At 62.1% G+C, this 10,041-nt stretch carries 7 protein-coding genes; all 7 read left to right on the forward strand.

Translation table 11 applies throughout. From position 1 onward, the window contains the following. The first annotated feature begins 254 nt into the window (after window positions 1–254). The 7 genes from HMPREF2928_RS04475 (at window position 255) to gatB (ending at window position 9,851) form a co-directional block, all read left to right on the forward strand. A complete protein-coding gene (locus HMPREF2928_RS04475; protein ID WP_070616794.1) occupies window positions 255–1,406 on the forward strand; it encodes an adenylate/guanylate cyclase domain-containing protein in 1,152 nt (383 codons plus the stop codon). Continuing rightward, window positions 1,403–2,296, forward strand: a complete 894-nt coding sequence (locus tag HMPREF2928_RS04480) for a PP2C family protein-serine/threonine phosphatase (RefSeq protein WP_070629083.1) — start codon at window positions 1,403–1,405, stop codon at window positions 2,294–2,296. The genes HMPREF2928_RS04475 and HMPREF2928_RS04480 overlap by 4 nt, the downstream gene beginning before the upstream one ends. A gap of 279 nt (window positions 2,297–2,575) precedes the next feature. Beyond that, window positions 2,576–4,759: an NAD-dependent DNA ligase LigA gene (ligA, locus tag HMPREF2928_RS04485; RefSeq protein ID WP_070687475.1), complete on the forward strand. Its 2,184-nt coding sequence runs from the start codon at window positions 2,576–2,578 to the stop codon at window positions 4,757–4,759. A gap of 696 nt (window positions 4,760–5,455) precedes the next feature. Beyond that, window positions 5,456–6,214, forward strand: coding sequence for a transglycosylase family protein (locus HMPREF2928_RS04490; protein ID WP_070687473.1), 759 nt, complete (start codon window positions 5,456–5,458; stop codon window positions 6,212–6,214). 215 nt (window positions 6,215–6,429) lie between these two features. Beyond that, window positions 6,430–6,726, forward strand: a complete 297-nt coding sequence (gatC, locus tag HMPREF2928_RS04495) for an Asp-tRNA(Asn)/Glu-tRNA(Gln) amidotransferase subunit GatC (RefSeq protein ID WP_005507016.1) — start codon at window positions 6,430–6,432, stop codon at window positions 6,724–6,726. Window positions 6,727–6,741: 15 nt separating this feature from the next. Beyond that, a complete protein-coding gene (gatA, locus tag HMPREF2928_RS04500; RefSeq protein WP_049338850.1) occupies window positions 6,742–8,346 on the forward strand; it encodes an Asp-tRNA(Asn)/Glu-tRNA(Gln) amidotransferase subunit GatA in 1,605 nt (534 codons plus the stop codon). Next, window positions 8,346–9,851: an Asp-tRNA(Asn)/Glu-tRNA(Gln) amidotransferase subunit GatB gene (gene gatB / locus HMPREF2928_RS04505; protein ID WP_005507019.1), complete on the forward strand. Its 1,506-nt coding sequence runs from the start codon at window positions 8,346–8,348 to the stop codon at window positions 9,849–9,851. The genes gatA and gatB overlap by 1 nt, the downstream gene beginning before the upstream one ends. Window positions 9,852–10,041 lie beyond the last annotated feature (190 nt).

Raw genomic sequence — 10,041 nt, forward strand, 5'->3', positions numbered from 1 at the left:
AATCTGCCGAAAAAATGCGGACTAGAGTATTCTTAAATGTGAATTACTCCACTAAACTATCCTAGGGTGCGGGCGCTTTTGTGACCCAAACACCACAGCGGAGGGGTATATTAACAAGGCGCTACACGGTGAGCATCATCGCAGTGACGCAATGCGAAACCCGCAGAGCACAACGGTGTACCACGTAACCTAGCGCCACCACGGTATAAACCGGACAGTATTTTCCGGCAGGGATGAAAGGAGCGGCAGCGGCAATGAGCACGGCAGACCGCCATGAACCTGCGCACTCTCCGCAGGACACCGGCGCCACCATGGGCCCCGAAACCCAAATGCTCAACCTCAAAATCCTGCAGAATCTCGCGCAGAATAATATCTACCGCGACGAGGAATCCAAAGCAGGAATCCGAGCCCTCGAAAAGTCGCTCCTGGGACAGGGTCGCCGCTACACCCCCGTAGAAGCCGCAGAATGCGCCGGACTTCCCTTCGAAACCGCCCAGCGCATCTGGCACAACATGGGCTTCCCGACGATTCCCAACCACTCGCCCTACTTCACTGAAACAGACGTGCAGATGCTAGCCGACCTACAGAAGTTGGACGCAGAAGGCGACATCCGCATGGAATATGTGGCATCCCTCGTGCGCGCCGAAGGTCAACTGACCGACCGCACCGTCGCCTGGCAGATTGAGGCGCTCGTGCACAACATCATGGTCACCGAAAACCTCAGCGATAATGATGCCCGCCGCAAGCTTCTTAAAGACTTCCCACGCTACCTTGAGGTTCTCGAGCGTCTGGCGCTGTACGCATACCGCCGTCAGATGTACGCCGGAATCCTGCGCCTGGGATTGCGTGAGAACAATGTGACCACCTCCGGCCTTTCCCGCCTGCCCCTGGTGCGTGGCGTGGGATTCGTGGATCTGGTCTCCTACACATCCCTGGTGCGTAACCTGGATGCAGCGGCACTTTCTCAGCTCATCAACCACTTTGAGCAGAGCTGCCTGGACGTTATCGCACCCCTGGGTGGTCGCATTATTAAGACTCTCGGTGACGAAGTTTTCTTCCTCACCGAAACCCCGGACGCTATCGCAGAAATCAGCCTGCGTCTGTCCGAAAAAATCGGTGCCGACCCGCAGCTGCCGGACTCCCGCGTCGCCTTCATCTGGGGCGAGGTCCTGGCGAACCGCGGTGACGTGTACGGCTCCAGCGTGAACCTGGCTGCTCGCCTGGTTTCCCTGGCTGAACCGGGTACCGTGCTGACCGATAATGAGACAGCAAACACGCTCCGACAGGTGGGAAATCGCTATACTCTCACCTCTCAAGGAACGCGAAACGTTAGAAGCTTTGGTAACGTAGACCCCGTGGCGGTGACTCGTCGCGTGAACTACACAATGGAGATAGACCTCTCATGACTGAACTGAAACTACGTACCGGTGGTGCAACGCACCGCGGCGCACATCGAGAAAATAACGAAGATTCGATGGTCGTCGCAGGTTCCCTTTGCGTGGTCGCGGACGGCATGGGAGGCCACGAGGCGGGCGAGGTTGCTTCGCGCCTGTGCGTGCGTCAGCTCGCCTACTCGCCCTTCTTCACCATGCCCGGTGGCCGTAGCGAAGAGGAACAGCAGGCCTACGTTGAGCGCCTGGCCGCTATTGACGAGGAAGACCCCACCAAGCGCCGCCGCCGCGCGAACACCCTGCTTAACAACGAAATTGTGGGCACCCTCAACCGCCTGCACGACATCATTGGCGAAACTAACGAGGAGATTAAGCAGGCGCTTTCCCGCTCCGGCGGTACGACTGTGACGGGTGCATGGCTGACCCGCATTGGCGACCGTAACCTGTGGGTTATCTTCAACGTGGGTGACTCCCGCACCTACCGCCTGTTGCGTGAGGACGAGGGTATTCACCACTCCGCCATGGAGAAGCTGCCCGGTTCCGAGGGCTCCGCCTCGCTGGAGCAGGTCACTAGCGACCACTCCGAGGTGCAGTACCTGGTCGATGAAGGTCAGATTACCGCCCTGGAGGCGCTGACCCACCCGCGCCGCAACGTGATTACCCGTGCGCTGGGTACCGGTAACTACTGGGAGCCGGACTTCTGGGTTCTGCCCGCTCGTCCGGGTGACCGCCTGATGCTCTGCTCCGATGGCCTTTCCGGTGAGCTTTCGCACGAGTACATGGCGCGTGTGCTCACTTCGATTCGCCACCCGCAGGACGCCGCTGACGTGCTCCAGCACGAGGCGCTACGCTCCGGTGGCCGCGACAACATTACCGTGATTGTTGCTGACGCTGTCGAAGCCTAAACTTCATACCTGTTGATTCACCCCCATTTTCTATGGGTGCTCATGCGAGTGCTTGTAGAAGGCGGGGGTGAATTGCGTCCGCTCTCAGCACTGTTGAGTGCGGGCACGAACGACCCTGGCTAGACGTGAGGCGAACATGCTCGCACGGAACCGGGCAATATGACGAGCGATAGGGGAGAGGCGGAGCAAAAACGCTAGACTGGACGGGTGACTGAGAACAACACCACCCAGCAGACTGCCACCGCCGAGACTCGAGCAGAGAGCCCCGCAGAAAACTCCGTGGAAAACACCGCAGAAAACACCGTGGAGATTACCGAGGCCCTGCGTGCTGAGTACGCGGAACTGACCGATAAGATTCGTGCCGCCCGCCGCGCCTACTACAACGAGGACGCGCCCTTCCTCTCTGACGCCGAGTACGATAAGCTCTACCGCCGCCTCGAAATCATTGAGGCGGAGCACCCGCACCTGATCGCCAACGACTCGCCCACCCAGGAAGTCGGCGGCGAAGCCATCGAGGCCTTCGCACCCGTCACCCACCTGCAGCGCATGTACTCCCTCGAGGACGTCTTCTCCTTCGAAGAGCTACGCGCCTGGCTGACCAAGACCGAAGAGAGCGCCCGGACCCTCACCGGCAGCGCACCGCAGTGGCTGACCGAGCTGAAGATTGACGGCCTGGCGGTGAACCTGCTCTACCGCAACGGCACCCTCGTACGCGCGGCAACCCGCGGCGACGGCACCACCGGCGAAGACGTCACCCACAACGTGCGCACCATCGCGAGCATCCCGCAGCAGCTGAGCGGCGAGAACCACCCCGAAGAGATTGAAATCCGCGGCGAAGTGTTCATCTCCTCCGCCGATTTTGAGAAGCTCAACGAGTCCATGATTGCCGCAGGAAAGAACCCCTTCGCGAACCCGCGTAACGCCGCGGCAGGCTCGCTACGCCAGAAGGACGCGGCGATTACCGCCTCGCGCCCGCTGAGCATGTACGTGCACGGCATCGGTTCGCGCACCGGCCTGGATATTGCCACCCAGTACGAGACCTACGATTTGCTCGCCTCCTGGGGTCTGCCCGTGAGCCCCTACAGCGAAATCGCCGCCAACACCGAGGCGGTCTTCGACTTCATTAACAAGTACGGCGAGCAGCGCCACTCCCTGGTGCACGAGATTGACGGCATCGTCATTAAGGTCAACGACTTCGCGACCCAGGCTCAGCTGGGCTACACCTCCCGCGTGCCGCGCTGGGCGGTGGCGTACAAGTACCCGCCCGAAGAGGTGCACACCAAACTGCTGGACATCCGCGTGGACGTGGGACGCACCGGCCGCGTGACCCCCTACGGCGTCATGGAGCCCGTGTTCGTCTCCGGCTCGACCGTCGAACGCGCCACCCTGCACAACCAGGACGTGGTCAAGGCCAAGGGCGTGCTCATCGGCGACACCGTGGTGCTGCGCAAGGCAGGCGACGTGATCCCCGAGATCGTCGCCCCCGTGGTTGCTCTACGTGACGGCACCGAACGAGAGTTCGTGATGCCCGGCGAGTGCCCCTCCTGCGGCTCGCCCCTGGCACCCGGCAAGGAAGGCGATGTGGACCTGCGCTGCACGAACCCGCGCTCCTGCCCGGCGCAGCTGACCGAGCGCGTGTACTATGCGGCAAGCCGCGGCGCCTTCGACATTGAGGCGCTCGGCTTTGAAGCAGCAAAGGCACTCACCAGCCCCGCAACCCCGGATACCCCTCCGCTAACGACCGAGGCGCACCTGTTCAGCCTCAACATTGAGGACCTGCGCGAGGTCACCATCGAACGTGAGAAGAAGGTCAAGGGTGTGGGCACCGGAAAGATGGAGCGCGTGCCCTACTTCTACACCAAGCCGACCAAGGCACGCCCCGAACCGAAGCCCACGAAGAATACGCTGAACCTCTTCGCCGAGCTGGAGAAGGCAAAGCAGCAGCCGCTGTGGCGCGTGCTGGTTGCCCTCTCGATTCGCCACGTGGGCCCGACCGCTGCCCGCGCGCTCGCCGCGGAGTTCGGATCGATGCAGGCGATCCGCGAGGCTGACCGTGAACGCCTTGCCGCTGTGGACGGTGTGGGCACCACGATTGCCGACTCGATTATTGAGTGGTTCGCTGAGGACTGGCACGCCGAGGTTGTGGACTCCTGGGCTGCCGCCGGTGTGCGCATGGAAGATACCCGTGACGAGTCCGTGGAACGCACCCTGGAGGGCCTGACCGTGGTCGTGACCGGCACGCTGAATGGTTACACCCGTGACGGTGCGAAGGAAGCCATTATTTCTCGCGGCGGTAAGGCCTCCGGCTCGGTTTCGAAGAAGACCCACTTTGTGGTTGCGGGCGCGAACGCCGGCTCGAAGCTGGATAAGGCTCAGCAGCTGGGACTGAAGGTGCTGGATGAGGAGGGCTTCACCGCCCTGCTCGAGGGCGGCCTGGAGGCTGTTGAGGCTACCGCCGAGTAGACCCGGTAGCGGGGTCATCTGAATCTGACCCCTGCAATATATAGAGCATTCAGGCTCTGGAGTGCGTGCTCCAGAGCCTGAATGCCAATTTCTGGCATTTGTAATTACCACAGCTTTTAAGGCGGAAGCGCCTTAAAACACTCCCAAAGCGAAGAAATATTTAAAAAATATTTACACGCCGTTCAAAACCCTTAAAGGTGGTGCCCATCAACCCCGAATCGGAAAACTTGGCGGGGGAGCGCATCCGGGTTAAATCCCTAGAAAACCCCGAAATTCAGGGGCGAAAACCCTAAGGCGCGCGGGGCTCAAGGTCTTAAATAATGTTTCCTGCACTTTTAACCTGGAAGAACCCTGGGAGAACCCGGGACGTTCGCTGTGAACTTGAAATCGGGTTGGAATCATAAAAAACCTCGGCTATCTTTGAGACCAGATGGATTCTCGCAAGAGAATCACCTGTGTGGTTTCAAGCTTGGAATGCTTGAAACGATGCCCGGTTCTACCGCACGTCCCCATCGAGGAAGTGCCACCCGGATTCCGCACATAAGTGCAGAATCGCTCACGGTGACATGAAATCGGTGGAGAGCCGCTCACATGGTAGAGCCAGAATATGAGTAACCTACTTCGTTATCAAAGGGTGAGCGGCGGCGCGCTAGAGTTCCGGGGACGGAACGAGCGGGGACGGCCCCAAGGAGCATTATGAAGAACACTTCCATTCGTCGTACCGCAGCAGCTCTCGCCATCGGTGGCGCTGTAGCAGCTACCATGTCGATGCCCGCTGCAAACGCAGTAGACGGTGCTACCTGGGACGCACTGGCACAGTGCGAGTCCGGTGGCAACTGGTCCATCAACACCGGTAACGGCTTCTACGGCGGTCTGCAGTTCACCCAGCAGTCCTGGAACGGCGTCGGCATGTCCGGCTCCCCCGCGACCGCTACCCGTGCACAGCAGATCGAGGCTGGCGAGCGTCTGCTCGCTATCCAGGGCTGGGGCGCATGGCCCGCATGCTCCGCTAAGCTTGGCCTCTACGGCAAGACCGGCGCAGCTCCCACCTACACCGAGCCCACCACCACCGTGGCTGCACAGTCGCAGACCCAGCAGACCTACACCGCTCCCGCGGCACAGGCTGCACCCGCAGCTCCTGCAGCTCCTGCAGCTCAGGCTGCACCCGCAGCAGTTGAGGCACCCGCAGCTCCCGCTGCACCGGTAGCACCCGCTGCACCCGCAGTTGAGGCTCCCGCAGCTCCCGCAGCGGCACCGGCAGTTGAGGCTCCCGTAGCAGCAGCTCCCAAGGCTGCAGCAGGCACCTACACCGTGGTTCCCGGTGACTCCCTCTCGCTGATCGCTGCAAAGCTCGGCGTTGCAGGCGGCTACCAGGCAATCGCAGCTGCGAACACCGACATCATCTACAACGTTGACCTGATCTTCCCCGGCCAGGTTCTGACCATCCCCGCCTAAGGATTAACCCCCAAGCGTAACGTGGACACGTTGTAGCCCAACGCCCCGCACCTCACACGAGGAGCGGGGCGTTGAGCATTTAACCCGAAAACAGGGGAGGAGAACACCGCCTGACCACGCAAACCAGCAGGTAAACCCTCCAACCCCCAATGAGACGGAAAACGCAACCTCCACTACACTAGAGAAGAGACAAGAAAACAAACTACGGGAGAACCATGTCTGCCATCACCTTTGAACAGGTAAAGCACCTGGCATCGCTGGCACTCATTGAGATGACCGATGAAGAACTCACCGCGATGGCGTCTGAGCTGGACGTCATCGTCGCATCCGTTGAGACCATGTCGCAGAAAGCAACTGCCGACATCCCCGCGACCAGCCACCCCATCCCCCTCGAGAACGTCTTCCGCGAAGACGTACCCGTCACCACCCTCACCCAGGAAGAGGCGCTCTCCGGCGCCCCCGACGCACAGGACGGCAAGTTCCGCGTGCCGGCAATCCTCGACGAAGACTAAGAGGAGAACAACCAAGTGAACGAACTGATCCAGCTCACCGCCGCAGAAGCAGCAGAAAAGCTCGCATCCGGCGAAATCACCTCCGTCGAGCTCACCCAGGCACACCTGGACCGCATCGCAGCCACCGACGGCGCACCCCTGAGCGACAACCGAGCAGACGGCAAGAACGGCCTCAACGCCTTCCTGCACATCAACGCCGAAGAAGCACTCGCCACCGCAGCAGCAGTGGACGCAGACCGCGCAGCAGGCAAGGAACTGCCCCCGCTCGCAGGCGTACCCATCGCCGTCAAGGACCTCATCGTCACCAAGGGCCAGCCCACCACCGCAGCATCGCGCATGCTCGAAGGCTGGATGAGCCCCTACGACGGCACCGTCACCCGCAAGGTCCGCGAAGCACGCATGCCCATCCTCGGCAAGACCAACCTCGACGAATTCGCAATGGGTTCCTCCAACGAGCACTCCGCATTCGGCGTAGTACGCAACCCCTGGGCACTCGACCGCGCACCCGGCGGCTCCGGCGGCGGCTCCGCAGCAGCCGTCACCGCCTTCCAGGCACCCCTGGCGCTCGGCACCGACACCGGCGGCTCCATCCGCCAGCCCGCAGCGCTGACCGGTAGCGTCGGCGTCAAGCCCACCTACGGCTCCGTCTCCCGTTACGGCGTCATCGCCATGGCATCCTCCCTCGACCAGGTAGGCCCCGTCGCACGCACCGTCCTGGACACCGCGCTGCTCCATGAAGCCATCGCAGGCCACGATCCGCTCGACGCAACCTCCCTACCCGATGAACCCGGCAACTTCGTTGAAGAAGCCAAGGCAGGCGCAGAAGCCGCACGCAAGGGCGACCTGTCCGGCCTGCGCATCGGCGTCATCAAGGAACTCGGCGGCGGCGACGGCGAAGGCTTCGAAGCAGGCGTCCTCGCACGCTTCCGCGAATCCGTCGAAGAGCTGCGTGCCGCAGGTGCAGAAATCATCGAGGTCTCCCTGCCCTCCGTCACCGAAGCCATCAGCGCCTACTACATGATCATGTCCTCCGAGGTGTCCTCCAACCTGGCACGCTACGACGGCGTCCGCTACGGCCTGCGCGTCGTACCCGAAGACGGCCCCGTCACCATCGAACGCGTCATGTCCGCAACCCGCTCCGCAGGTTTCGGCCACGAGGTCAAGCGCCGCATCATCCTCGGCACCTACGCACTGTCCGCAGGTAACTTCGACGCCTACTACGGCGCCGCACTGCGCGTACGCACCCTCATCCAGCGCGACTACGCGGCAGCATTCGAAAAGTGCGACGTACTCATCTCCCCGACCGCGCCCTCCACCGCATTCAAGCTCGGCGAGAAGACCGAAGGCGACCCCATGGCAATGTACCTGGGCGACGTCGCAACCGTGCCCGTCAACCTGGCAGGCGTCCCGGCGCTCTCCCTGCCCGGCGGCCTCTCCGAAGAGAACAACCTGCCCGTCGGCATCCAGTTCACCGCACCCGCACGCGAAGACGCACGCCTGTACCGCGTCGGCGCAGCACTGGAAGAACTGCTCACCGCAAAATGGGGCGCACCGCTCTACAAGAGCCTGCCCGACACCGAAACTCTGATCCGCGACTTTGACTTTGGGGGAACCAAGTAATGAGTGAAGAAGTCCTCAGCTTCGAAGAAGCCATCGAAAAGTACGACCCGGTCCTCGGCTTCGAGGTGCACGTCGAACTGAACACCAAGACCAAGATGTTCGACTCCGCACCCAACGAGTTCGGCGACGAACCCAACACCAACGTCACCCCCGTATCGCTCGGCCTGCCCGGCGCGCTGCCCATGGTGAACAAGACCGCTGTTGAGTCCGCCATTAAGCTCGGCCTGGCACTGGGCTGCGACATTGCAGACAAGTCCTACTTCGCCCGCAAGAACTACTTCTACCCGGACTCCCCGAAGAACTTCCAGACCTCTCAGGCTGGCGGCCCCATCGCGGAAAACGGCTCCCTGGACGTTGAGCTCGAAGACGGCACCATCTTCACCGTCGAAATTGAGCGCGCCCACATGGAAGAAGACGCAGGCAAGCTCACCCACGTCGGCGGCGCAGACGGCCGAATCCAGGGTGCAACCTCCTCCCTGGTCGACTACAACCGCGCAGGCGTGCCCCTGATCGAGATCGTCACCCGACCCATCGTCGGTGCCGGCGAGCGCGCACCCGAACTGGCACGCGCCTACGTTGCCGCAATCCGCGACATCGTCCGCTCCCTCGGCATCTCTGACGCCCGCATGGAACGCGGTAACGTCCGCTGCGACGCCAACGTCTCCCTCATGCCCAAGGGCGCAGAGAAGTTCGGCACCCGCTCCGAAACCAAGAACGTGAACTCCCTCCGTTCGGTTGAGCGCGCCGTCCGCTACGAGATTCGCCGCCACGCAGCGATCCTCGAACGCGGCGAAAAGGTCACCCAGGAGACCCGCCACTGGCATGAAGACACCCGCGAAACCTCCTCGGGCCGCCCCAAGTCCGACGCTGACGACTACCGTTACTTCCCCGAACCGGACCTCGTACCGGTCGTCACCAACAGCGAATGGATTGAGCGTCTGCGCGCCGAACTGCCCGAACCCCCGGCAGAACGCCGCCGCCGCCTCAAGGGTGAGTGGGGCTACTCCGACGAAGAGTTCCGCGACGTAGTCAACGCCGGCGCACTCGACGTCATCGAAGAGACCGTCGCCGCAGGCGCAACCGCAGCAGCAGCCCGCAAGTGGTGGATGGGCGAAATCGCCCGCCGCGCAAAGCAGGCTGAAGTTGAGCTCACCGCCCTCGGCGTGGAGCCCGCAACCGTGGTCGCCCTCGAAGCGCTCATCTCCGAAGGCAAGATCAACGACAAGATCGCCCGCCAGGTGCTCGAGTTCGTCCTCGCCGGTGAAGGCACCCCTGCCGAAATCGTTGAGGCACGCGGCCTCGCCGTGGTCTCCGACGACGGTGCGCTTACCGCAGCTGTTCAGGAAGCACTGGCAGCAATGCCCGACGTTGCCGACAAGATTCGTGCCGGTAAGGTTCAGGCTGCTGGCGCTATCGTCGGCCAGGTCATGAAGGCTACCCGCGGTCAGGCTGACGCCGCTCGCGTGCGTGAGCTGATTTTGGCTGAGTGCGGCGTGGAAGGCTAAGCTTTTCTGCTGACCCGCCTCTAACGAAAGAGGCGCTGTCTCCCGAGGTGGGAGGTGGCGCCTCTTTCGTGCTTTACCCCATTCCAGGTTCTGCGCGGGATGCACGGTTCCGCTTAGATTCCGCACGGAAAGGCGGTTATCGTCCTCGTTCCTACAGGGAACCCGCCCTCGCTTCGCTTCGGGCACCCTG

The sequence above is a fragment of the Rothia sp. HMSC072B04 genome (assembly GCF_001813725.1).
Lineage (GTDB): Bacteria > Actinomycetota > Actinomycetes > Actinomycetales > Micrococcaceae > Rothia > Rothia mucilaginosa.

Bases quoted from the DNA above. Each gene is read 5' to 3' on its own strand.
- HMPREF2928_RS04480 (WP_070629083.1), top strand. From the start codon at position 1,403: ATGACTGAACTGAAACTACGTACCGGTGGTGCAACGCACCGCGGCGCA.
- gatC (WP_005507016.1), top strand. From the start codon at position 6,430: ATGTCTGCCATCACCTTTGAACAGGTAAAGCACCTGGCATCGCTGGCA.
- HMPREF2928_RS04475 (WP_070616794.1), top strand. From the start codon at position 255: ATGAGCACGGCAGACCGCCATGAACCTGCGCACTCTCCGCAGGACACC.
- gatB (WP_005507019.1), top strand. From the start codon at position 8,346: ATGAGTGAAGAAGTCCTCAGCTTCGAAGAAGCCATCGAAAAGTACGAC.
- HMPREF2928_RS04490 (WP_070687473.1), top strand. From the start codon at position 5,456: ATGAAGAACACTTCCATTCGTCGTACCGCAGCAGCTCTCGCCATCGGT.